Source organism: Micromonospora sp. NBC_01638, from assembly GCF_045209745.1.
Lineage (GTDB): Bacteria > Actinomycetota > Actinomycetes > Mycobacteriales > Micromonosporaceae > Micromonospora.
Window position 1 is genome coordinate 6,541,540 of sequence record NZ_CP109273.1, and the last position, 23,486, is coordinate 6,565,025.

The 23,486-nt window shown below is 73.0% G+C and carries 15 protein-coding genes and 1 pseudogene; 3 read left to right on the forward strand and 13 right to left on the reverse strand.

The window, feature by feature from the left end; all coding sequences use genetic code 11:
* Window positions 1-2: 2 nt before the first annotated feature.
* Window positions 3-1,010: a Bug family tripartite tricarboxylate transporter substrate binding protein gene (locus tag OG811_RS30480; protein WP_406070677.1), complete on the reverse strand. Its 1,008-nt coding sequence runs from the start codon at window positions 1,008-1,010 to the stop codon at window positions 3-5.
* A gap of 99 nt (window positions 1,011-1,109) precedes the next feature.
* On the opposite strand from OG811_RS30480, the gene OG811_RS30485 reads away from it, so the two are divergent.
* Both OG811_RS30485 and OG811_RS30490 read left to right on the forward strand, forming a co-directional pair.
* Window positions 1,110-2,765 (forward strand): ATP-binding protein, encoded by a 1,656-nt coding sequence (locus OG811_RS30485; protein WP_406070678.1) that lies wholly within the window; start codon window positions 1,110-1,112, stop codon window positions 2,763-2,765.
* On the forward strand, window positions 2,762-3,433 hold the full coding sequence (locus OG811_RS30490) for a response regulator (protein WP_406070679.1): 672 nt from the start codon (window positions 2,762-2,764) through the stop codon (window positions 3,431-3,433). Before OG811_RS30485 ends, OG811_RS30490 begins: the two co-directional genes overlap by 4 nt.
* A gap of 131 nt (window positions 3,434-3,564) precedes the next feature.
* Here OG811_RS30490 and OG811_RS30495 read toward each other — a convergent pair whose 3' ends face one another.
* On the reverse strand, window positions 3,565-5,178 hold the full coding sequence (locus tag OG811_RS30495; RefSeq protein ID WP_406075985.1) for a beta-1,3-glucanase family protein: 1,614 nt from the start codon (window positions 5,176-5,178) through the stop codon (window positions 3,565-3,567).
* Between the two features lie 431 nt (window positions 5,179-5,609).
* Window positions 5,610-6,887 (reverse strand): annotated as a pseudogene (locus OG811_RS30500) (amidohydrolase); the annotation flags it as partial.
* 149 nt (window positions 6,888-7,036) lie between these two features.
* On the opposite strand from OG811_RS30500, the gene OG811_RS30505 reads away from it, so the two are divergent.
* Window positions 7,037-7,213, forward strand: coding sequence for a thiazolylpeptide-type bacteriocin (locus OG811_RS30505; RefSeq protein ID WP_073827725.1), 177 nt, complete (start codon window positions 7,037-7,039; stop codon window positions 7,211-7,213).
* Between the two features lie 148 nt (window positions 7,214-7,361).
* Here OG811_RS30505 and OG811_RS30510 read toward each other — a convergent pair whose 3' ends face one another.
* Genes OG811_RS30510 through OG811_RS30555 form a run of 10 tightly spaced genes read right to left on the reverse strand, consistent with a single transcriptional unit; the run spans window position 7,362 to window position 23,466 of the window.
* Complete coding sequence (locus OG811_RS30510) at window positions 7,362-9,302, reverse strand: TOMM precursor leader peptide-binding protein (protein ID WP_406070680.1); 1,941 nt, start codon at window positions 9,300-9,302, stop codon at window positions 7,362-7,364.
* Window positions 9,299-10,054, reverse strand: coding sequence for an ABC transporter permease (locus OG811_RS30515; RefSeq protein ID WP_406070681.1), 756 nt, complete (start codon window positions 10,052-10,054; stop codon window positions 9,299-9,301). Before OG811_RS30515 ends, OG811_RS30510 begins: the two co-directional genes overlap by 4 nt.
* On the reverse strand, window positions 10,051-10,977 hold the full coding sequence (locus tag OG811_RS30520; RefSeq protein ID WP_406070683.1) for an ABC transporter ATP-binding protein: 927 nt from the start codon (window positions 10,975-10,977) through the stop codon (window positions 10,051-10,053). The genes OG811_RS30515 and OG811_RS30520 overlap by 4 nt, the downstream gene beginning before the upstream one ends.
* Entirely contained in the window at window positions 10,974-12,173 is a 1,200-nt protein-coding gene (locus OG811_RS30525) for a peptidase M50 (protein ID WP_406070684.1), read from the reverse strand. Before OG811_RS30525 ends, OG811_RS30520 begins: the two co-directional genes overlap by 4 nt.
* Window positions 12,170-13,240: a lantibiotic dehydratase C-terminal domain-containing protein gene (locus tag OG811_RS30530; RefSeq protein ID WP_406070685.1), complete on the reverse strand. Its 1,071-nt coding sequence runs from the start codon at window positions 13,238-13,240 to the stop codon at window positions 12,170-12,172. The genes OG811_RS30525 and OG811_RS30530 overlap by 4 nt, the downstream gene beginning before the upstream one ends.
* Complete coding sequence (locus OG811_RS30535; RefSeq protein ID WP_406070686.1) at window positions 13,237-15,957, reverse strand: lantibiotic dehydratase; 2,721 nt, start codon at window positions 15,955-15,957, stop codon at window positions 13,237-13,239. Before OG811_RS30535 ends, OG811_RS30530 begins: the two co-directional genes overlap by 4 nt.
* A gap of 8 nt (window positions 15,958-15,965) precedes the next feature.
* Complete coding sequence (locus OG811_RS30540) at window positions 15,966-17,561, reverse strand: nitroreductase family protein (protein ID WP_406070688.1); 1,596 nt, start codon at window positions 17,559-17,561, stop codon at window positions 15,966-15,968.
* 9 nt (window positions 17,562-17,570) lie between these two features.
* Window positions 17,571-19,478: a TOMM precursor leader peptide-binding protein gene (locus tag OG811_RS30545; protein ID WP_406070689.1), complete on the reverse strand. Its 1,908-nt coding sequence runs from the start codon at window positions 19,476-19,478 to the stop codon at window positions 17,571-17,573.
* Window positions 19,475-21,658, reverse strand: a complete 2,184-nt coding sequence (locus OG811_RS30550; RefSeq protein WP_406070691.1) for a TOMM precursor leader peptide-binding protein — start codon at window positions 21,656-21,658, stop codon at window positions 19,475-19,477. Before OG811_RS30550 ends, OG811_RS30545 begins: the two co-directional genes overlap by 4 nt.
* Window positions 21,658-23,466 (reverse strand): BTAD domain-containing putative transcriptional regulator, encoded by a 1,809-nt coding sequence (locus tag OG811_RS30555; protein WP_406070692.1) that lies wholly within the window; start codon window positions 23,464-23,466, stop codon window positions 21,658-21,660. Before OG811_RS30555 ends, OG811_RS30550 begins: the two co-directional genes overlap by 1 nt.
* Window positions 23,467-23,486 lie beyond the last annotated feature (20 nt).

Sequence of the window (23,486 nt, forward strand, 5' to 3'; positions counted from 1 at the left end):
GGTCACGCCAGCCCGAGCTGCTTGAGCAGGTCGGCCACGGACTTGTCCTGCTCGGTGAGGAAGGTGGCGAAGGCGTCACCGGTCACGAAGGCGTCGCTCCAGCCCCGCTTGGCCAGCTCGGCCTTCCACTCCTCGGACTCGTGCATCTTCGTCAGCGCGTCGATCCAGACCTTCTTGTCGCCGTCACTGATCCCGGGCGGGGCGACGATGCCGCGCCAGTTCGTGAAGACCAGGTCGATCCCGGACGCCTTGAGGGTCGACACCTCCTTGAGCGCCGCGATCGGCTGCTCGCTGGTCACCGCGAGGACCCGGAGCTGGCCCGCCTCGACCTGGTCGAGGAACTCGCCGAAGCCGCTGGCGCCGAAGGCCACCTTGCCGCCGAGCACCGCCGGCAGCAGCTCGCCGCCGCCGTCGTACGAGACGAAGTTGACCTGGCGCGGGTCGATGCCGACCGTCTTGGCGAGCTGCATGGGCAGCAGGTGGTCCGGGCCGCCCGGCGAGGAGCCGCCGCCGACGGCGATCTTCTTCGGGTCCTTCTTCCAGGCGGCGACCAGATCGTCGATCGTCTTGTACGGCGAATCCTTCGGCACCACGATGGCACCGGCTTCCTCGATCATCTTGGCCAGCGGGGTCGTCTGGGTGAGCGTCGCGGACGACTTGGAGGTGTAGGAGGCGCCGACGACGCCCAACCCCATCTGCATGGCGAGCTTGCCGTTGCCCTTCTCGTTCACCATCCGCTGGAGGCCGACGGTGCCGCCCGCGCCGGGCAGGTTGAACACCTGCACGCCGGTGGCGATCTTCGCGTCCTCCATCACCTTGGCGGCGGTGCGGGCCGTGGTGTCGTACCCGCCGCCGGGGGTGTTCGGCACCATGATCCGCAGGCCGGCGACGGGCTTTCCGTCGTCGCCGGACCCGCCCTCGTTCTGTCCGGCGGTGGCGCCGCAGGCGCCCAGCGCCAGCGCCGTCGCGGCGGCGACGCCCATGACCAGCACGTTTCTCCGAGTTGCCATTATGTTTCACTTCCGTTTCGAAGGAGTCCGGCGGCAAGATGATGGCCTCCGGGCGGACTCCGTGTCTGCCTTCTGTCACCAGCGGAAATTGAGGTCTTTGTGGTCGCGATCACTTCCCGCCGCCGCAGCCTGGCCGGGCAGCTGCTGGTCCTCCAGCTCGCGATCATCGTCGTGGTGCTGCTGGCCGTGGCCGCCGTGTCCCTGGCTCAGTCGGCGGCGACCTTCAACCGGGTGGAGGGCCGCCGCGTCGCCGCCCTCGGCGAGCAGCTCGCCGGCAACCGGCTGCTGCGCGACCGCCTCACCCAGCCGGCCCCGGCGGAAACGATCGCGCCGCTGGTGCAGAACGTACTGAATCAGGCCGGCGTGACCACGGTCAGCGTCGCCGACGCCCGCGGCCGGGTGGTCAGCTCCACCAACCCCACCCTGGTGGGCACCCCGGTAGTGCTAGGCGATCCCCGAGTAACCGACGGCAGCAGCTGGTTCGGCGAGCTGGAGGTCGACGGATCGCGGGAACTGGTGGCCCAGGTTCCGGTGCTCGGCGACCGCAAGGAGAACCTCGGCCGCTACCTGGGTGCCGTGGTGATCGGTGAGGCCTCGCCGACCTGGTCACAGCGCATGGTCGGTGCCTCCTCGTACCTCCTCACCTATCTCGGCATCGCCAGCGCTCTCGGGGTGGTCGGGTCCTGGCTGCTGGCCCGGCGGATCAAGCGGCAGACCCTGGGCCTGGAGCCGCGGGAGATCGCCGGGCTGGCGGAGCACCGAGAGGCACTGCTGCACGGCATCGCCGAGGGCGTCATCGCGCTGGACCCGCAACTGCGGGTCACCCTGGTGAACGCCGTCGGGCGGCGGCTGCTCGACCTGCCCGAGCACTGCCTCGGGCTCAGCCTCGCCGACCTGCGCATCTCCGGTCGGCTGCGGGACGTGCTGGCCGGCACCGACAACGGTCCGGAGGCCCGCGACGAGGTCGTCGTCCGCGCCGGCCGGGTACTGGTGATGAACCGGATGACGGTCAACAAGGACGGTCGCCGGCTCGGTTCGGTGACCACGCTGCGGGACCGCACCGAGCTGGCCCGGCTGGAACGGGAGATCGGGTCATTCCGCAGCACCGCGGAGCTGCTCCGCGCGCAGACCCACGAGTTCGCCAACCAGTTGCACACCATCTCCGGGCTGATCCAGATCGGCGAACACGACGAGGTGGTCCGGTACGTGGACGCGCTGAGCCGGCACCGGGCGTCGCTCGACCTGACCGTGACCAGCCGGATCCACGACACCGCGGTTGCCGCGCTGCTGATGGCGAAGTCCGCGGTGGCCGCCGAGCGTCGGGTGGAGCTGCGGGTCTCCGAACGGACCAGCCTGGGCCGGATGGAGCCGGAGCTCACCGCGGACGTCGCCACGGTGCTGGGCAACCTGGTCGACAACGCCGTGGATGCCGTCGCTGGCGGCCGGGACGCCGGCGGCACCGGCGCGGCGGACGGGCCGGCCTGGGTGGAGGTTGAGCTGCGCCAGGACGCCTCGTCCGTGGAGATCATCGTCCGGGACTCGGGGCCGGGGATCGCCCCGGAGCTGGCCCAGGAGGTCTTCACCCAGGGCTTCACCACGAAGGCGGCGCAGGGCGGCGAGCGCGGTATCGGGCTGGCGCTCACCCGGCTGGTCTGCAACCGGCGCGGCGGGGAGATCGCGGTGACGAACACCGAGGAGGGCGCGATGTTCACCGCCCGGATGTCGGTGGCCACCATGCTGGAGGGAGTTCGTTGATCGACGTCCTGGTCGTCGACGACGACTTCATGGTCGCCCGGATCCACCGGGGGTTCGTCGAGCGGATGGACGGCTTCCGGGTGATCGGCACCGCGGGCACCGGCGAGCAGGCCGTCGCCGCGGTCGACGAGTTCCGGCCCGACCTGGTGCTGCTCGACCTCTACCTGCCGGACATGTTCGGCCTCGACGTGGTGACCCGGCTACGCGCCGCCCGGCACGACTGCGACATCCTGGTGATCAGTGCCGCCCGGGAGGCCGAGGCGGTCCGCCGGGCGGTCCGCTACGGTGCGGTCAACTATCTGCTCAAGCCCTTCGGGTTCGACGAGCTGCGCACCCGGCTGGAGCAGTACGCCGCGCGACGAAACTCGCTTCGTGCGGCCGTGGTCAGCGGCCAGGCCGACGTGGACCGGGTGTTGTCCCGTAGCAGCTCGCACGTCACCTCCGCCCGCCCCCGGGGTCTCAGCACCGAGACCGCGGAGCTGGTGGAACGCGCACTCCGGGAGAACTCCGGCACCCTCTCGGCAGCCGAATGCGGGGACCGGGTGGGAATCTCCCGGGTCAGCGCCCGTCGCTACCTGGAGCACTTCTCGGATACCGGACGGGCGGCGGTGACCCTGCGCTACGGCGCGGCCGGTCGGCCGGAACGCCGCTACAGCTGGGTCGGCTGACCGCTGCTGCGGGCGTGCCGGCGGACCAGCCGCCGGGGACGACGAGTTTGAAACAGTTCGCCGAGCGTAGGACGCTGGGGACGGGCACCCGAGTACGTGCTCCTCCGGGCACCCGCCCCTGCGGGGGTTGGTCAGCCGCGTCGCCACTTCTGGTTGGCGCCGCCGTTGCAGGTCCACAGCTGCAGGACCGCGTCGTTGTTCGGGTCCCAGTCCTTGATGTCGACGCACTTGTTGGCCTGCGGATTGACCAGGTCACCGGCGCCGCTGAGAACGAACTGCTGGGCGGGGTTGCCGGAACAGGTGGCGATCTGGATGGCGGCGCCGTCGGCAGTGGAGCCCCAGGCCACGTCCATGCACTTGTTGTTCTGGGTGCGCAGCGTGCCGCCGACAAACTCCCAGCGCTGGTTCGTGCCGTCGGTGCAGTTCCAGACGATCAGGCGTTGACCGTCGTTGAAGTTCCAGTTCGGTACGTCGATGCACTTGTTGTGCCAGTTGCTGACGATCCGGCTGGAGTCGGTGGCCGGGGGCGGCGGGTTGCCGCCGGTGAACGGCGAGAGGATGATCGCCGCCGAGCGGGGGTCACCGTGGTGCACCAGCGACTCGAAGCCGCCGACGTCGTCGTAGGCAAAGCCGTACGCCTTGCCGTCGGCCATGTTGGCGTGGACGATCCGCGAGTAGTGGTTGGGCGCACTGTTGCGGTAGAACTGGTTCGCATCCAGCACCGGCTCCTGCGACGAGGTGCCCAGGGTGCCTCGGTTCAGCGCGGTGCACAGCGTCCGCTTTATCTCCGGCTCGATGAACGGCGGCGTGTTGGGGGCGTTGAACACCCCGTCGCAGCCCCAGACGTTGGCCGTGCTGGGCTTGGCCACCGTGGCGACTTGAGCGCCGGCAGAGTCGGTGAAGACCATGGTGTTGCCGTTGGTCCGGCCGAAAAACCGCCGGTTCGGCTCGTTGACCCGGGGCACGACGGTGAGGGTTCGGCCCGTGTAGGCGTTCCACGCCGAGGTGATGTATCCGTCCAGGTAATTCGGGCTCATCAGGCCGGCGTCCATCGCTTTGCCGGGCGCGAGGACCCGCAGGACAGTGCCGTCGGAGCGAGTGTACACGGAGCGGGCGAAGTCCGCGTTGGCCCGGATCTGGTTGATCACGTTCTCCCGGCCGTTGGCGACCGGGTCGCCGGTGCGGATCGTCTGTCCGTCGGCGCCGGTGACGCTCACCGCGTGCGGGACGGCGAACATGTCCACCTGGGAGCTGTTCAGCCACAGACCCGAGTCGTTGTAGGTGAACTCGGACCAGTCGAACAGGATGTCCCGGTTCGGGTCACCGCCGGCCCACGGAGCGGGTTGGACAAGCCCGTCGGGGCTGAGACGGAAGTCCAACTTCCGGCCGAAGGAGAAATAGATCCGGGCCGAGATGAACCGCGGGAAGCGTACGGTGACGCTGCCTCCATTGCCTGGGCCCGAGATCGCGACATCCGGAGCGGGGGTCGGTGGCAGGCCACCAGCGGGCCAGGCCGAGAACTGTCCGGCGGCGTTGACGTAGCCGAGCCGACCGCCGGGGCGGATATCCTGTCCCAGGATGTAGAGGAACACCGCTTCGCCGCGGCCGGAGTTGTTCGTGACGGTGACGGGTAGGAGATCAGGCCCCACCGCGTGGGCCGACTGCGGCATGACGGTGACCATCGGAACCGCGGTGACAAGGACCGCCGCGGCGGCGCCGAGAGCCACCCTGAGGCGGCCTAGCATCGACAAGCTCTTGTTCACCGGAACCTCCTGACATCGGCCTGGACCATCCTGACGGCCAGAATGAGTGCGAGAGAGCGCTCTCACAGCCTGATAGTCATGGATGGCAAAGTCAACGGCAATCGTTAACTTTGTTGCCTTATGGTGCGGAGGTCATCAGGTCCAGACAACCCGGGAGCACCATGATCGAGTAGCCCCGCGGTCCCGTGGCGATGGGCGCCAGTCGCGGGTCTCCCGGCGACAGCAGGCGGCGCAACTCGCCCGGAGGCGTCGCTCGCGAGAGGGAAGATCCGCTTCCTGCCGGAAAGTAACACGTGCCCGCTACTGGTTCAATCGGCCCGGTCCGGCCCCTACGCCGCCGCCTCCGGCTCCGGTGCTGCGGGCTGTGCCGGGGGCAACGACGGCGGGGCAGCGGCGCCCGACGGTCGCGGATCCGTGGCGAGCAGCGTCCGGGCGGCGGCCACCAGGGCCACCACACCAGCCGGCAGCGCCAGCTCGACGCTTGGCGCGAAGGCCGGGCTGTGGTTCGTCGGCAGGTTGCCGAGCTTCTCGGCCGCGCTTGCGCCGGGCGCCGCCCGCCACTGGCGCGGCCCGACGGTGCCGAGCATCCAGTAGCAGCTCGACATCCCCCCGGCTGTCAGCAGCGGAAAGTCCTCGGACGCCAGGGAGGGCGGCCACCAGCCGACCCGCTCCGGCCCGAACACCCGCTCGTGGGCGGCCCGCACCCGGGCGGTCGCGGCCGGGTCCCCCACATAGGCGGGGGTACGCGAGACGACCCGTACCGTCGGCTCGCGCGGACTGCCGGCGGCCTCGCAGGCGGCTCGGACGGTGCGGGTCACGCTGCACAGCACGTGGTCCAGCGTCGGCTCGTGCAACGCCCGGATCGTCACCCCGAGGGTGGCGTGCTCGGCGATGACTCCCGGATGGTCGCCGGCGCGCAGCGTGCCGACGGTGAGCGCCACCTGATCGGCCGGGCTGACCTGCCGGGCCACAACGGCCTGCAGCTGCACGACGATGTTCGCGGCGAGCACCACCGGGTCCACGCAGAGGTGCGGGGTGGCGGCGTGCCCGCCCCGTCCGGGCACGGTGATGTTCAGGGTGACGCAGCCGGCCGTCATCGGGCCGGCGCCGTGCGCCACCATGCCCGCCGGTAGCGGCGCGGCGTGCTGGGCAAGGAGCAGGTCGGGGCGGCCAAACCGCTCGTAGAGGCCGTCGCCGAGCAGCGCCGCCGCACCCTGCATGGTCTCCTCGGCCGGCTGCCCCAGGATCAGCAGCGTGCCCCGCCAGCCGTCCCGGTCCCGGGCCAGTTGGGCGGCCGCGCCGACTGCCGCGGCCAGGTGCAGGTCATGCCCGCAGGCGTGCATGACGGGTACGGTCCGGCCGTCGGCGTCCACGCCGGTGGCGGTGCTCGCGTACGGCAGGCCGGTCTCCTCGGCGACCGGAAGCGCGTCCAGCTCCGACCGGATCAGCACGGTCGGGCCCGCCCCGTTGCCGAGGACGCCGACGACGCCGTGCCCGCCGACTCCGGTCGTGACCTGGCAGCCGATCTTGCCCAGCGCGGCCGCGAAGCGGGCGGCGGTGCGCTCCTCCATCCCGGAAAGCTCCGGATGTGCGTGCAGGTCGCGGTAGAGCCGGGTCGCGTCGGCGACGGTCTCCGGATCGACCGTCGGGCCGGCGGGGCGGGTTGCGGTCTGCGCTCCGGGTGGTGCCATGGCGTCAGCCAAGCTCAGGCCGCTGTCACTTTGCTGACATCGGATGACAGCGGTTTGCGATGGCGGCCGTGGGCGATCGGTGAGCGCGCTGAGGTGTGCTTGTGGCGGGGCCGGACGAGCCGGCCGGACACCGAACAATAGGAGTCACCATGGCGCCCGAAACCGACCTCAACGCCCTCGCCGAGGAGATCCTGGAGCTGGAGTCGGAGACCTTCGCGATCTCCGACTACGCCGACGCGTCCGAGGCGATCCTCGCCTCCTGCTCCTCGTCGGGCACCACCTCGACCTGCAGCAGCACCACCTCCACCACCAGCTGCTCGGCCTGAGCCACGGCGAAACGACGTCGGGCCGCCCGGTGGGCGGCCCGACGTCTCTGCGTGCCCGGCGTGGTGTCCACTACCGGCGCGGACACGCCCGCGCCGTCGCCGCAGACCTCGCGGCACTGCGGCTTCCGTCCCGCCCGCGAGACCGGCGCTACGGGAAGGGGTGCGGTACGAGGCGGAGGTCGGCGTCGGTGAGTTCGGCGTCGGCGAGGCCCGCCGCCGCGGGCGCGGTTCGCAGCCGCGGCAGGTGCGGTGCCCGCTGCCGGATCCAGCCGAAGTCGATCGGGAGCAGGCCGGGCACGATCATGCAGACCGAGCGGAGCCCCACCGCCTCCTGCTCCGGCGTGCTCTGGTCGACCATGATCGCCTCCAATCCCCGCGCGCCCAGCAGATCGAGCACCCGGTGCAGGTCGTCGCGCAGGTCCCGGGTGCCCGGGGGCCGGTAGCCGGCGAACACCTGCCCGGCGGGGAGCGCGTTACCGCCGTCGAGGTAGCTCTCGGCGTGCACCGCCATCCGCGGCAGGCCGAAGAGCGCCGAGTGGTCCGGCAGCCGACGGACCAGGGTGTAGTCGTCGGCCATCCGCTCTAGCTCGGCCCGACGCCGATGGACCGTGCCGGGCTGGTGGGGGATGTAGGTGAGCGCCTCGGCGAGCGCGCCGGCGACCGCCTGCTCCGGGTCGATGTGCGCCGCAGCGGCGAACGACAGCAGGCCGGGACCGCCGTCGTGGCGGACGGCGAGGCTGGTGACCACGGGTACGTCGAGGTCGATCCGGTTGTCGAAGGCGTAGAGGCGGTAGCCCTGCAGCTCGGCGCGGTCGGCCATCGCGCGCACCGCCGGCGGGCAGGTGTCGAGGTCGATCCGGGGCAGCGTCAGGTTGCCGTACCAGGCGAGCAGGAACGCGTCGCGCTCGATCAGCTCCAACAGCCCGAAGAGGGCGGCCTCCTCCAGGCAGCTGCCGGTGGCGCAGCCGCTGGAGGAGGAGAGCAGAAAGGTGTCGCCTGCGGCCGGCGAGCTGTAGAAGCAGAGCCGGCGGGGCACCAGCACGGGCTTGCCGGTGTGCAGGTTCTGCCCCCACACCCAGGGGATCGGCCGCTGCGGGTCGAACTGGCGCAGGATCGGGTCGGCGTCGTAAACCGCGTCGGGGTAGCTGCCGCAGCGGTCCGGGTGCAGCGCCTCCGCGCCGAGGTCGGCGTACGCGGCGACGACCGGGGTGACGTTGCGCCGACGGTGGGTGCCCGCGTAGCGCTCCAGCCCCTCCAGGTAGGCCAGCGAGCGGCTCGCGTCGTAGCCGGTGGACTGGCCGCTCCAGGAGACGTCGAGCAGCCCGCCGTAGCCGCGGATGAAGACGCTGCCGGTCACCGGCGCGGTGGTCGGTGAGGTGATGGTGAGCTGGGTGCCCGCGCCCAGCGCGCCGCAGACCGGATTGACCAGCGCGGCCTCCGGCAGCGGGTAGCCGCCCGGGGCGCGCAGCCGGTACGCGTCGGGGCGTGGCTTGGGCCGGGGCTGTTGCGCGAGCACCGGACCGTCGGGGGTGTCGGGCCGCGCGGCGGAGCAGCTGGGGCAGCGCGGCTCGGCCAGCATCGGGTAGCTGCGTACCCGCAGGCTGCCCAGGTCGAGCTGGCTGACCCGGGGCAGCGGGCTGCTGTGCCGGTCCCAGCTCTGCGGCGGCAGCAGCGGCGGGCCGGTGTGGACGGCGCGGTAGAGGCCCCAGACGGCGTCGAGCTGGTAGGTGGTCAGCTGCGGCCACGGGCCGACCGCGGTCATCTGGTCGCCGACCTCCAGGGCGTCGCGTTCGCTGCGGGTGCGCAGCCGCTGCCACCGGATGGCCAGGCAATGCCCACAAGCCCGGCCCGCCGGGCCGCCGGCCGGGCCGATCAGAACGGCGGTGGCGCTGAGGTGCACGGTGGCGTCGCGCCGGTCGGGCTCGGCCGCGGCGGGCGCCGCGAGCGCGTCGGTGTCGCCCAGCGTCACCACCCGCGGTTCGCCGCCCACCGGCTGCGCTGTCCAGCGGCGGCGCAGGTGCTCCCGCAGCCGAGCCGCGGCGGCGGAGAGCGGGGCAGGGCGCTCTGCCGCCGCCGCGGTGGCGGTCATGAGTCGTTGCTCCAGCGGAAGGTCCGTACCCCGATGACCACGAATACGGCGGCGAAGGCGACCAGCACGGCGCAGGAGAGCCAGTAGTCGTTCAGGGTGCCGGCGCCGGTGAAGGCATACGCCATGCCGTCGTTGACGTAGCGCAGCGGCAGCACCCGGGAGATCCCCTGCAGCCAGCCCGGCATCAGCTCGAGGGGGTAGAACGAGCCGGAGAGGAAGGCCATCGGCACCACGATGCAGTTGGCGATCGCGGCGACCGCCTCCGGGGTGTTCGCCCGGGAGCCGACGATCAGGCCGAGGGCGAGGAACGCCGTCACCGCGAGCAGCATGATCGGGATAGAGAGCGGCCACGTGGGATCCGGGCGCATGCCGAAGAGCGGCAGCATGGCGACGCCGACGAAGAGCAGGCTCTGCGCCACCCCGATGCCCAGCGCGACGACGTAGCGGGAGCCGATCACCGACCAGATGCTGGTCGGCGAGAGCCGGATGATGCGCAACAGATCGTCGTTGCGCCACTGCATCAGGGTGAACGACACCCCGAAGAGAGCTGCGCTGGCCAGACCCCAGGAGAGCACGCCCGACGCGATGTAGTCGACGTATCCGCGGCCGGTGTCGCTAACCTCCTGGTCGCGGAAGATCAGCCCGAAGATGACCAGGAAGACCAGCGGGAAGGCGAAGGTGAAGAAGAGCGTCGTGGCGTCCCGGACGGTCGCCTTGTAGGTGGCTCGGGAGAGTGCGGCGTATGCGCTCATGCCTGCGGCGCTCCGATCAGGTCGAGGTAGACGTCTTCCAGGGTGGCCGGCCGAGTCTCCACATCGTCCAGGTCGGCCTCGGCGCCGAGGGCGGCGAGCACCCGGGCGGTATGCGTGGTGCGCAGCACGAGCACGTCATCCTCAACGCCGACTCCGTCGACGCCGTCGAGGCTGCCGGCCTGCTCCGCGCTGAGCCGGCCAGCGGGGACGACCAGGCGGGTGCCGATGCCGGAGCGGGCGATCAATTCGCGGGGGGTGTCGAGGGCGAGGATCCGCCCGGCGGAGAGGATCGCGACCCGGTCGCAGAGCCCCTGCGCCTCGTCGAGGTGGTGGGTGGTGTAGACGATGGTCTTGCCGATCGCCTTGAGCTTGCGCAGCATCTGGCCGAGGTCGCGGCGGGCCTGCGGGTCCAGCGCGGCGGTGGGCTCGTCCAGGAAGATCACCTGCGGGTCGTGCACGAGCGCCGAGGCGATGGCGAGGCGCTGACGCTGACCGCCGGAGACGTTGGTGACTCGGACGTCGCCCGAGCCGGTCAGCCCGACCAGCTCCAGCGCCCGCTCGGCGGCGGTCGGGGGGAGGCCGTAGAGGGCGGCGACCGTCACCAGGTGCTCGCGGGCGGTCAGCCGGGTGAAGAACGCCGAGCGCTGGGTTTGCACACCGATCATGGGCAGCAGGTCGAGGTTGCGCGGGGCCGGCGACATGCCCAGCACGGTGACGCTGCCGGTGGTGGGGGTACGCAGGCCCTCGATCATCTCGATGAGCGTGGTCTTGCCCGCGCCGTTGGGGCCGAGCAGACCGAAGAACTCTCCGCGGCCGATCGTGATGGAGATCTCGTCGACCGCCCTGACCTCGCCATACGACTTACTTACGGCGTCCAGCACAATCGCTGGACCGTCGGTGGGTGACATCGGCTCGCCTTTCACTGGTTGTCCTGACTGAGTGGTTGCGACGGGGTCCGGTCCGCGGGGCGTTCCCGACGTGGCCGGGCCAGCCAGCCGGCGATCGTCAGGCCGACGATCGCGGCGGGCGGAACGTAGGCGAGCGCGCCGAAATCGGGCTGGAGCAGTGCGCCCACGAAGAAGATCACGACGCTGGCGACCGCGGCGACCGCGAGCAACCACCACGCGGCGAAGAGTCCGAGGAAGACCGCGGTCCGTCGCGGGTAGCGCGGGCCGGGTCGGCGCAGCAGCCGTCGGGGGGCCGTCGTCAGGTAGCGGCGGCTCTCCGGGGCCAGGTTCAGCAGGCCCAGCAGGTGGCTGATGATCTTGTAGCCGTCCAGCGGCGGCAGGGGGATGACGTTGACCAACGTCTGGGCAGCGCCGACCAGCACGTACGCGCTGAAGAGCCGGCCGGCGAAGGCACCCGGCAGCGCCGTGAGGGCCGCGCCGACGAGGAGAAGGACCAGCCCGTTCGCCACCGCGCCGGCCGCCGCGATCATCACCTGCTGGGATCGCTGCGGAAGGTAGAGGTAATCCTCGATCTTGCAGGTGAGGGTGATCAGGTTGATCCGGTTGACGGTGGCACCGAAGTGGACGGCAACCAGCGCGTGGGCGAACTCGTGCAGCGCCGCGCCGAACCAGGCGAGCAGCGCCAGCGTGACGAGGCTGACCGGGTCGGTGAAGGCGGGGCGGGCAGCCTGCCAGAGCGGGCCGAGTCGCAGCCCGACCACCGCGAGCAGGGCGGCGACGAGCACGGCGAGCAGCGCGAAGACCGCCGGGCGCAGCAGCCACCGCAGCCGGCGCGCCCACCGGCCCAGCGCGCCGGGCCGCACCGGGCCGGCCGCCGCGCGCTCGCCGTCGCCGCCGGGCGCGGTGGCCGGACCGGCGGGGTGCACGGACAGCAGTTCGCGCTCGTGCAGCAGCCACAGCAGCCGGGTCCAGTGCTCGTCGCCGAGGCGACGACCGTACTCGGCGGCGTACTCGGCGCCGACCTCAGCCAGCGACCGGGCGCCGTCGAGGCGGCACAGCAGGAACTGCTCCTTTGGCGCGATCTCGAACGCCCGGCCGCTGCGCCGGTCCTTGAGCAGATAGACCGTGGTGGGGCCGCGCTGCAACGGCCGCGAGAAGATCAGATCTTCGCGCAGCCGGGGGCGCTTGGCCAGCAGGCCCGAACCGGTCACGCCGGCACCGCCTCTTCACGCAGCACCCTGGCGAGCAGGTAGGACAGGTACGCCTCGTCGCGGATGGTGGCGTGCAGCCGGTTGTTGGTCATGTGCAGGTACGGCGAGAGCAGCGACGCGAGCGCCTCCCCCGGGTCGGTGATGACCCGGTCGCCGCCTCCGCTCCACGCGCCGACGGTCAGCTCACCGGAGGCGGCCAGCGCGAGCACCTTCTCCCGGAGCTGGACGGCGTGCTCGGCCCAGTCGCGCAGAAACCCGGGCAGGCGCTGAGTCTCGCCCTGCGCGACAAGGGCGAGGATCTGCCGCACCCGGCGGCCCAGCTCACCGGCGACACTGTCGTACATCCGGGTGTACTCGTCGACCCCGATGAGGCTGGTGCCGGCGAAGGCCCGGTGCCAGAAATGGTGGTACCGGTCGAGGAACCCGACCAGCTCCTCCCGGTGGGGCAGGAACGTGCCGGCGAGCACCGCCATCAGCTGCGCGGCGGTGCCCAGCAGCACCGGGCGCAGGTGCAGGTTCATCGACGAGATGGCCCGCAGCACGGTGTCGCTGGAGTGCTGGAAGTGCCATTCGGCGACCTTGATGCCCGCCGGCCCGCCGTACTTGCCGTACTCCGGCTCGTAGGGCCGGTAGCTGTAGGAGTTGTTGGGTTGCAGCAGCATCTGCCCGTTCGCGTCAACCAGCTCCGCCGGCCGACCGGCGGGGAACTCCAGCGCGAAGAGGATGTCGTAGAGCTCCCGCAGGTAGCCGGCGCCCATCGTGTACAGCGCGGGGCGGGTGGCGAGGAACCGGCTGACCGCCGCCTCGGCGTGCGCCCGCACCGCCGGCGCGTCGGCCGGGGTACGCGGCCGCAGCCGCAGCCGCACGTGTGGCCCCTCCAGCCAGTAGTTGATGAAGAAGTGGCCGGCGAGCAGGTCCTGCTCGGTCAGCTCCCGGATCAGCGGCGCCACGCACTCGACCAGCAGCGGCTGCGGGTTGGCCGCGTAGAAGACGTGCAGCGCGAGCCACTGCCCGCGCGGGTCGGCGGCGTGCTCGGCGTCGGTGGGCGCGGCGGCGGTCGCGGTCATCGGGTCTCCCTCTCCTCGGTGCGGAAGGTCTCCACGGCCAGCTCGCTGACGTGCCCGCCGTGCTCACCGTGGGCGGCCAGCTCGTCGGCTGCGGGCAGCAGCTCACGCAGTACGACCCGGTCGTCCGGCCCGTCCAGGGCGACCCGCAGCGCCTGCATCGACAGCGGGCTGCCAAAGTCGACGTACTGCGGCTTCGGGTTGGTCACCAGCCGACCCGGGTCGGCAGGGTAGACGGTGGCGAAGACCTGCTCGGGCACCCCGTGTCGGGCCCGCCACCGGCGCCAGTCGAGGAACGCCGCCGGGTCGACACCGGGGTCGCCCGTTTCGGGCAGGTCGCGTACCCGTACCGACCAGCTGCGGCGACTGAGCACGACGTTGCCGGCGCGCAGCCGGGGCCGGGTGGTGACCCCGTCGGCGGTGGCCGCGGCGGGCACCCCGCGCCACACGTCGAGGCGCACCATCGATGCCGGCGACAGCAGCAGCAGGGTACGCGGGATCTGCGGCAGGGCCATCGGTACCAGGTAACCCAGGTAGACGGCCACGACCTCCCGGTCGAGGCGGGTGGAGCGCAGCACGATCCGGTCGGTTTCCGGATCGTGCACCAGGTAGAGGTCATCGAGGGTGAGCTGCCGTTCGGCCGGGACGCTGCTGGTCTCGCCCGGGCAGACAATGACGTAGTCGGTGAGCCGGGCGTGCAGGTTCAGGTTGGTGGTGGCCGCGCCCCCGGTCAGCTCGGCGAAGACCACACCCGGTGGGGTGACCTCGGCCGCCTGGGCGCGCAGCCGCTCGGCGAGGGTCGGGGTGTCCGCGTCGAAGCAGTGGGTGAACCGGCTGAACGGGAAGGAGAGCCCACCGAAGGATTGGTTGAGCACCAGCAGCGGGTCGGGTTCACGCAGCGCCAGCTGCACGAAGTGCCCCTGCGGGTGGACACCGGGGGTGGTGTCGCCGAGCAGCGTTCCCACCTCGTCGAGCAGCTCGGCCGGCAGCGGCAGCTCATTGCGCTGCGGGTCGGCGTCGGCGAGCGCGGCCAGCCGCCCGGCGAAAAGCTGCCGGGCCTGGTCGAGCGCGGTCATCTCGGGCCGGCCCAGCCAGTTCTCCTCTGGGCTGTAGCTGCCGTCGTCGGCGAACGGGCGGCGCCCCGCGGTGAAGGAGGAGTACTGGTCGTAGAGGTCGTCATGGAAGTCCTCGACCAGCCGCAGCAGGTCATCGCAGCGGCCGCCGACGCCGAACCGGGCCAGGAAGAACCCGTGGAACATGATCCGGTGCGGCAGGTTCTGGTCGAAGGCGGGCAGCACCCGCTCCACGGCGGCAAGGTCCGCACCGACCAGCCGCCGCCAAGGCTCGGCAGCGACGGCGACGGGTTCGCCGGCGACCCGGCTGTCCTCGTAGAGCAGCGTCTGCGGCAAGGGCGGATTCTCCTCGCCCAGCGACTGCATCACCGCGCGCAGCGCGGCCCGCAGCCGGTGCAGCAGCTCGCGGCGCTGCCCGAGGTCGCCGTCCCGGTAGGCGTCGACCAGCTCGGTGATCTCGTGGAGCCGGCCGGCGAGCCGCTCGGCCCATGGCCGGTCGAGCCGCCCCAGGGTACCGGCGAGCACCCGGATCGGGTCCGCGACGTGCACGTCGGTGTCGAGGCCGACCAGCCGGAGCATGCCCAGCCGCAGCAGCGTCGACAGGTACGCCTCGCCGTCGGTTCGCTCTGCCCCGGTCTCCGCGCAGAGCCGGTCCACCAGGTCGGCGCAGCGGATCGTGCCGCGCTCCTTGAGCAGGGCGGTGAGCTCATCCAGGACGCCGCTGCGGCGTAGGAAGAAGAGGCCGTCGCGGACCGAGTCGAAGCTGACCGCGGCGCTGTCGTCGCCGGCGGTGACCCAGTGCCGTACGTAGCGGATCCGGTCGGCGTCGCGGCGCCACCCCGGGCTCAGCGCCACCGACAGGTCGCCGCGGCGCTGCGAATCGGCGCTGATCAGGTCGGCGAGCCGGGCGATCAGGACGACGTTGAGCCGGACGTGCCGCTGCCACTGCTCGCCGACGGTGATCTCCAGCCCCGACCCGGTGTCAGCGAAGCGGCCCAGGGCGACCGCGGTGAAGGTGCTGAACGGGCTGGTCTTGCACGCGGTGCGGTACAGGTAGGAGAGCAGCGAGCGCTCGACGCGGCGGGTCCGCTTGTTGGCGGGCCGGGTCAGCTCCGGCGGGGCCCCGCCGGCGAGCTGCTCGTCGAGGGTCGGTGAGGCGAGCTGGAGCCCGCCGCGCAGGCGCGGTTCGTCGGCCAGCCGCCACAGCTGCGCGCGGGCCCGGGTGACGTCGGCGGCGAAGATCGCGCCCCCCTCGTCGTGCCGCTGCGCGAGCCGCGCCCGTCGCTTTAGCCAGCGCCGCACGGCGGGTAGGGCCTCCGGTCGGGTCTGCTCGACCGCGGCGAGCGCAGGCTCGGGCGCGGCCGGCAGGACGTTGTTGAAGATCTGCCGGCGCAGCGTCAGCAGCCGCCGCCGGGCCGACTCGTCCTCGTTGTCGTTGACCAGCTCGTAGAGGAGTTGGCTGAGCTGCGCCCCATCAGCCGCGAGCTGATGCTCCAGGGCGAGCACCTCGTCGACCCAGGTGCACGCGGTCGGGCAGCGCAGCGAATCGACCACCGACAGTGGCAGGCCGGCGACCCGGGCGGTGAAGTAGGCGCCGGTGCGCCAGCCGGCGGGGGCGGCGCTGCGCGACGGACTCTGCGACAACACGGCCGGGGTCACCGCAGCTCGTAACGGTAGTCGCCGAGCTGCCCGCGGTCGTCGCCAGCGAGCATGATGAGCAGCGGGAACTCGCCGCTTGCGGTGAGCTTCAGCTCCTCGATGTAGGAGACGCTGTCGAAGCCCAGCGCGACCCCCGCGCCGAGGCGCAGCGCGGCGGCGGTGGTGTAGAAGGTCTGGGCGATCGCGCCGACGGTGGCGTTGACGAGGTTGTAGCCCCGGTCGCCGGTGGCGTCCAGCACGGCGTGCGTACGCACCGTCGGGACGAGCACGACCGCGGCCTGTTCCAGGTTGTAGTTGGCCAGGAAGTAGTTGCGTTGCAGGAACGCCCCTGGCGGGCCACTGGTGACAGTGACCAGACTGTGCTCCTGCGGGTCGTACACATACCCCCCGGCGGGCACGCCGGCGACGTGGTTGACGAAGGCGTAGATCCGGGCCAACGCGCCATCGGCGGGGCCGTCGATCTCGGACGGCACGGTGCTGGCGGCGGTGGCCTGCAGCAGCGCGGCGAGCTGCTCCGTCGCCATCGGCCGGCGGGCCAGGAACCGGCCGAAGCTGCTGCGGCGGGCGGCGAGGGCGGCCTCGACGGGCAGCGTCATCGGCGCGGCGGTGGGCAGCGGCAGGCGGGTCCCGCCCGGCGGCGTCGGATGGGCGGCGGCGGGCGCCAGCGCCCCGGTGGAGGGCCGGTCGACCGCTGCGGCGGTGCTGCGGTTGATCTGCTGCAGGGTGTCGAAGCTGAGCCGGGTTCGGGACCGCTCCTGGTCACGGTGACGGACCCGGGCGGTCGCCGGCTGCGGCGCCGACTCCGCCGGGCCGGCGGGGGCGGGCGCGGCCCAGGCCAGGGGTACGACGGCGAAGAGCGCCTCGTCGTCGGGGGCGAGCCCGAGCAGCTCGGCGACGGCGGCCTGGTCGAACCAGAGCACCGGCCGGATCTGCCGGCCCTGGGCGCCGGCCCAGAGCCGCCAGGTCTGCAGCAGCGTGCCCACGTCCATCGACACGGCGTGGTACGAGAAGTTGTTGTACTTGAATGCGTTCTGCCAGTACTTCACTCCGATGACCAGGAACTGGCTGGCGGGGCGGGGCGGGTCGACCGCCGCGTTCACCCGGGCGCTGACGTCGCCGGTGAGCAGCCGCTGCATCGCGTGCCGGGCGTGCGCGTAGTAGTAGACGCCCGGGATGACTCCGGCGCCGGGTCCGGCGACCCAGTAGACGCTGCACGGATAGAGGCCACCACCGGAGGCGGTGCCGCGGTGCCAGTTGGCGTGCGCGTATGACGGCAGCGCGGCCAGGTCGGTGTTGGCCTGGATGCCGAGCCGCCGTCCGAGCAGCCCGTAGGAGTGCTGCAGCAGGCCGGACAGCAGCGGCAGGGTGAACGGCTCGTCGGCGTCGCCCGGGCCGCGCAGCGCGGCGTCCAGGTCGCCGCCGGCGGTCGGCGGGGCGGGCAGACCGAAGGTGCTGGCGTGCGGGTAGTACTTGCCGCGCCGGGGTGCGTCGCCCCAGTTGGGGGTGAAGTCGACCGGAGGCATCGGCTCACGGCCGCGGCGCAGGATCGCGGTCGCGTACGCGTGGGCGAAGCCGGGGTTTTCAGGCGTCATGGCAGCACCTCACGGAAATGGGTGGGGAACGGAGTGGATCTCGGCGTCGCGCAGGTCGCGGTCGAGCAGCCCGGCGGTGCGGAACGCGGTCCGCAGCCGCCGCGCGTGCGGGGCGCGCTGGCGCAGCCAGCCGAAGTCGATCGGCAGCAGCCCCGGAACCACCACGCTCGCCGTCGCCAGGCCCAGATCACGCTGCTCGGGGGTGGTCTGGTCGACGGCGATCACGTCGAAGCCCTGCGCGGTCACCGTCTTCAGGCAGTGTTCGAGGTCGTCGCGCAGGTCTGCGGTGACCGGCGGGGCGGGGCGGTCCCGCTCGTACAACTGCGCCATCGGCACCGGCCGGGGGCCGCGCCTCAGCAGGAACGCGGCGTGTCGCGCCATCTCCGGCAGGCCGTAGAGCAGGGGGTGGTCGTGCAGGCCCTGCACCTGGGAGAAGTCGGTCACCATGCGGCGCAGCCGGGGCTCGTCGGCACCGGCGCGGATCCGGACCATGACCGAGTCGGTGGCGATCTCGCAGAGCGCCGCGGTTATCGCGGCCTGCGGGTCGAGGCTCGCCCCGCCGCCAAAGGCGAGGGTGCCGAGGCCGGCATCCTCGCGGACGGCCACCGCGGTCACCACCGGGATGTCGAAGGTCATCCGGGTGTCGAAGAACCGGGCCCGGTAGCCGTACATGGCCAGCCGGTCGATCATCATCCGGGTCTGCGGCCGGTCGATGCTGGCCGGGTCGATCTCCGGCAGGGACCGGCCCCCGTACCAGGCCAGCAGGAACGCATCGCGCTCGATCGCCTCCATCAGGCCGTGGTAGACCGCCTCCACCAGCGATCCGCCGGAGGCACAGCCGTTCGACGTCTCCTGCACGAAGCGCTCCTCGACACTCGCCGCGTGGTAGTAGACGAGGATCTCCGGTACCAGCAGCGCGCGCTGGTCGCGCAGCGACCAGCCCCAGACCCAGGTGATCGGCCGGTCCGGGTCGAACCGGTGCAGGTACGGGTTGGCCTGGTAGAACGCGTCGGTGTAGACCCCGCACTCGCGCGGGTCCAGGGCGTCGCCGCCCAGCTCCCGTAGGGTCGCGGTGACCGCAGTGCGCTTGCCGCGCGGGCGCAGGCCGGCGGCGCGCTCCAGCCCCTCCAGCACCGCGATTCGGGCGCTGCGCCGATAGCCGTCGGCGTGCCCGCCGTACAGCGTCTCCCGCAGGTAACGGCCGCTGCGCAGGGTGAACGAGCCGACCGCCGGGGAGGTGGAGAGCGAGGTGACGTCCTGCCACAGGGTGGCGCCGAGCGCGCCGCAGACCGGGTTGGCGAACGCCTCGACGTTCAGCGGGTAGTCGTCCAGGTCTCGGCTGCGGAATGTGCCCGGTGCCGACTTCGGGGTGGCGGACAGCTCGATCGTGGCCAGTTCCGGCTCGTCGGCGACCCTGCCGCCGCAGCTCGGGCACTCCGGGTCGGGCAGCAGCGCAGCCCGGTGCACCCGCAGGGTGGACAGGTCGACCTGGAGCACCATGCCGGCGCCCCCTGCGGCGGCGTTGGGGGCACCGGGCCCGTGCGGGGCAGCGCCGGCGGCGCGGTACGCCTCGATCAGGGCGTGCAGGAAGTCCGCGACGAACGGGGTCGCGTACGGCCAGGGGCCCGCCGCGACGGTGTCGCCGCCCAGCTCGACCGCGTCGCGCAGGTCGCGATGTCGTACCGCCTGCCAGCGGCGCGCCAGGCAGGTCGGGCAGGCCGCGGTCGGCGGCATCGGCCCGAGCAACGCCAGCTGCCCGTAGAGCAGCACCCGGGGCGTGCCCGCCGGCCGGGCGGTTGCGCTCAGCTCGTCGCGGACCCCCAGCGCGACCACCTCGGCGTCGCAGCCCCGCTCGGCGAGCAGCCGGGCCAGCCCTGCGCAGACCAGTTCGTCGGTCGCGGACCCGCCGCCGCTCATCGGTCGTCCCCGGCGGCCAGCAGCACCTTTACCGCGACCAGCCCGCCCGCGGCCAGGTCCCCGCCGCCGACCGGCGTCACCAGCACGTCGTACCCGTGCCCCCGCAGCCGGTCCAGCACGTCGGCCCAGCGGTGGACCACCCCGGCGGCCGCATCCGCCTCGCCGTGCACCGGCACCGTGCCCGCGTCGAAGTCGACGAGCACGGGGTCACCGATATCCGGCACCGCGCTGGGGTCCTGGACGCGCAACTGCGCCTGGCCCAGCACGTCGCGCAGCGCCGCCACAGCCGCCGCCGTCCACGCCGGGTCGGCGGCCAGCGCCGACGACCACTGGCCGCGGGTCGGGTCGAAGGAGCGCGCCAGCAGCACCGTCATCCCGGTGTCGGGCTGCCCGCCGAGGTCGAGCAGCTCCACGGCGACGCCGAGGTTCGCCGCCGACTTGGTCAGGAAGACCAGCTCGGGGTCGGTGCCGATGGTGTCAAGGCGGATCCGCCGGGCGGTGGCCTGGCCGGTGACGACCTGCCGCAGCGCGTGTCCGGCGAGCGCCGAGGCGAGCCCGGACCGGACCGCCTCGGCGAGGTCGCCGCCCGCTCCCCCGCCGGCGCTGGTCGGCTCCGCGCCGCGACCGCGGTTGGCCGCCCCGAACGGCTCCAGCACCGCCGCCGGCACCGCCGCCGCCTCGCCGGTGAGCAGTGACCGGGCCGCGCCCCAGGCGCCGACGGCGGTGTCGCCCCAACCCGAGGCGAGGCCGAGGCGGGCGGCGCCGATCCGCGGCGCATCGTCGGGGGCGGCGCTGCCGACCGCGGTGTGGCCGGTGCCGGCGACGGCCGCCACCCGCAGCGCCCGCAGCCGGGCCGCCGCAACGTGGTGGACGTCGAACGCGCTCACGGTGCGGCGCCGGCCGCTGCCGTCGGTGAACTCGACCGCGCCGATCTTGATCGGGGTCTGGTCCCACCGCTCGTCGTCGTAGCGGCGGAACACCCCCAGGTGCGGCTGGAGCAGCGGCTGGTGGGCGGCGAGCTGCGCCACCGCGGCCTGCGCCTGCGCGGACTGGTCCGCCGCCTCGTCAGCCTCGACGGGCGCCCCGTCCAGCTCGACGGCGGCCCAGGACGGCTCCGGCGGCCCCGGCCGGCAGAAGGCACACCGGGGGTGCGGCAGCAGCGGCTCGGTCAGCACGTCGAGCGAGGCGAGGTGCTGCACGATCACGCTGCCGTCGGTCTCGGCCGGCAGCGCGCCGGTGGTCAGCCGGAACACCTCGTACGCGAGCAGGTTGCCGACCATCGCCGCGAGCGGCCCGTCCGGCTGGGCGGCGGCCGGCGCGGCCCCGGACGGCAACGCCGCAGCCCGCCACACCTGCCCGGCGGCGCCGGTTTCGTCGTTGTCGCCGAGCCGTAGCATCGCGCAACACCAGCAACCGGTGCGGTTCGTGCCCTGCACCGGACCGACCAGCATCCGCCCCCCGGCGACCCAGGCCGGCAGGAGCAGCCGGTCGGCGGGGATGCCGGCCGCGAGCAGCCGCAGGGTGTCGCGGGGCGCGTCGTCGCCGGCGGCTACCACGACGATCTCCGCTGCCGCCAGCTCAGGCCAGCCGACCTCGCCGCCGGCGGCGGGCAGCGCCTCGACGGTCGCGCCGCAGCCCGCGGCGGCCAGCTCGGCCAGCTCAGGCGCGACCGCCGGCGCGACCGCCGGCGCGACGGTCACCGTGGCGGCACCGTTGCGCAGCAGGCCGGTGGCGCACGCGACGGCGACGGGCCCGGTGCCCAGCACCGCGACCCGGGTGGCTCGGAAGGTGGCGAAGCGTTGCGGCGCCCGGTCGGTGTAGTGGTCAAGGTAGGCGATCTGGGTAGCGAAGTGGGCGGCCACCGCCGACCCGAGGATCGCCGCCGGGTCGCCCTCCGCCTCGGGAGTGTCGCGGGCGAAGCCACGCGCGTAGAGCGCGCTCACCAGCTCGCCGATCATGGCGCGCTGCGCGGCGGGCAGCGGCGCGCAGATGTCGGCGACCCGGCTGCGCCCGTTCAGGTGCGGGACGAGCAGCGACGCCAGTCGGTACGCGGTGGCGGAGGAGAGCCGGAAACCGCTTGTGGCGTTGTGGAACAGCACTCCGTCCTCGGTACGGGTGAACAGCACGTCGTGGCGCATCCGCGGCCGGGTCTGCGCCACCGTCTCGTAGGCAGTGCTCATCACAGGGATCCCTTCGCTTGGTACGGGTGTGGTGGCGAGCCGGGGTGGGCTGCGGGCCGGTCGGCGGCGGCCCGGGCGTGGTGCCGCAGCAGCCCCCGGATCCAGTAGTGGTCGGCGGCCTCCTCGACCAGGCTGTGGTCGACCAGCCCGTCGAGCAGGTCGCGGGCCGTGGCCGGCTCGACGTCGAGCAGCTCCGCGGCCCGGCCCACGGTGATCGGGGTGGGTGCCGCGGTGGCCAGGCGGACGAACGCCGCCGCCAGCGCCCCGCCGGTACGGGACAGCGCCTCGTCGAAGCGGTAGCCGAGCGACATGTCCGGCTCGCCGGGCAGGCTCAACCGGCCCAGCGGGTCTGCGCGTAGCCACTCGACCGCCTCCGCGAGGCTCATCCGGGCGCGCAGCAGGATCCGGGTGGCCGCGATGCGCAGCGCCAGCGGCAGGTGTTCGCAGAGCGCCGCGATGTTCCCGGCGCTCTGCGGGTCGGCGTCGACCTGCTCGGGCCCGAGCACAGCGCCGAGCACCTGCAGCGAGTCGGCGGGGTCCAGCGGCTCCACCCGGTGCAGCCAGCCGCCGAGCCGCGCGACCGGACCGGAGAGGCTCTGCCGGCTGGTCAGCAGCAGTGCGTCGCCGGGCTCCAACAGGGCGGGCAGGTCCCGCGCCTGGCTGGCGTCGACCACGTCGTCGACCAGCAGCAGTCGCCGGCCGCCGCCGGCACCGCCGCCCCGGCCGGGCGCGGCGAGCAGCTGCCGCTCAACGTGCTCCAGTGGCGACGCCGACCCGGTGGCCGAGCCCATCTCCACCCGGAGCTGACCACCGGGGAAGTCGTCCGCGACGAGCTGCCCGACGTGCCGCGCCAGCGCGCTCTTGCCGACGCCGGGCGGGCCGCTGAGCGCCACGATCGGGCAGCCCGCGCGGAGCCGGTCGGCGATGGTACGGCCGAGCGCGTCCCGGCCGACGAAGGCGGGCGCGACCGGGCGCCGGGTCGGTGCGGTGGCGGGTCGGGCCACCGGGCCGGGCGGTGTGGGCGGTTCGCCGCGCAGGATGGTCAGCTCCAGCCCGCGCAGCGCCGGGCCGGGGGCGACACCGAGTTCGTTGCCGAGGTGTTCCCGGACCCGGCGCAGCTCGGCCAGCGCGTCGGCCTGCCGGCCGGTGCGGTAGAGCACCGAGACGAGCTGCGCGAAGAAGCGCTCGTTCGCCGGGTAGGCGCGGGTCGCGGTCCAGAGGTCCACCAGCACGGAGCGATCCCGACCCAGGCCGATCTTCAGGTCGCAGACGCGCTCGATCGCCCGGACCCGCTCCTCGCTGATCCGGGGTACCACGTCGCGATGCAGCGCCTCCGACGGCACGTTGGCCAGCATCGGGTCGCTCCACAGCGCGAGCCCCTCCTCCAGCATGGCCAGCTCCGCTTCCGGGTCCGGTTCGTCGCGGGTCCGGCCGATCAGTTCGCGGAAGCGCATCAGGTCGACCGTCTCGGCGGTGGCGGTGATCCGGTAGCCCCCCGGCACGGTCTTGATCACGCTGCCGGTGATGCCGTGCCGGCTGAACAGTTGCCGCAGCCGCAACGCGCAGGTCTGCAGCGCGGCCTTGGCCGAGGCGGGCCGCTCGTCGCCCCAGATCGCCTGCTGCAACGCGCCGACCGACACCCCCTCGTCGGGGTGCAGCAGCAGCGCCGCGAGCAGCGAGGTCACCTTCGACGGCGGCAGGACCAGCGCGTCCGCGCCGTTGGTGAGGGTCAGCGGACCGAGCACCCGGAACGCCGCGGGCCGGGCCGGCCGGTCGGACGCGGCCAGGGTCACCGCGACGCGCTCCATCACGACCTCCCCGCCTGGGC